Source organism: Mesorhizobium sp. M5C.F.Ca.IN.020.29.1.1 (genome assembly GCF_003997375.1).
In the GTDB taxonomy this organism is placed as follows: domain Bacteria; phylum Pseudomonadota; class Alphaproteobacteria; order Rhizobiales; family Rhizobiaceae; genus Mesorhizobium; species Mesorhizobium wenxiniae.
Map to the genome: position 1 here is coordinate 1 of NZ_RZSW01001204.1, position 426 is coordinate 426.

Below are 426 nucleotides of genomic sequence, written 5' to 3' on the forward strand. Positions count from 1 at the left end.
GCGCACCACGTGCTTCGACATCTTTTCTCCGTTGCCTGGCGACAGCGAGGTGATCAGCCAGTTCAATCGGCTCAATTCCAACGAAATGAAAATTGCACCGAGATCGGTGCGGATGGCGGTCGGCTCTTCGGGTCGGTCAGCTACAATAGGCATGGTCGTCTCCAGAGTGGTTGGTGAACAACTCCACTCTGCCAAAGAGCAGGGCGCTATCCACCCGCCCATGGGATCTGACAGTCCCGCCGGCTCCAGCCCACATCATCGAGAGCGGCATTCCCACCGAACGGCTTCTGGCCCAGATCGCGGTCTCCAAATATGCCGACGGACTGCCCCTCTATCGTCAGGAAGCCATGTATGCTCGCGACGGCGTCGAACTCAGCCGCGCACTGATGGCGCAATGGATGGGCAAGGTCGGCTTCGAGCTTCAGC

2 pseudogenes are annotated in these 426 nt (G+C 59.6%); one reads left to right on the top strand and one right to left on the bottom strand.

The window, feature by feature from the left end:
* Positions 1-153: pseudogene (locus tag EOA85_RS37045) on the bottom strand (IS110 family transposase); the annotation flags it as partial.
* A gap of 89 nt (positions 154-242) precedes the next feature.
* Here EOA85_RS37045 and EOA85_RS37050 point away from each other — a divergent pair.
* Positions 243-426 (top strand): annotated as a pseudogene (locus tag EOA85_RS37050) (transposase); the annotation flags it as partial.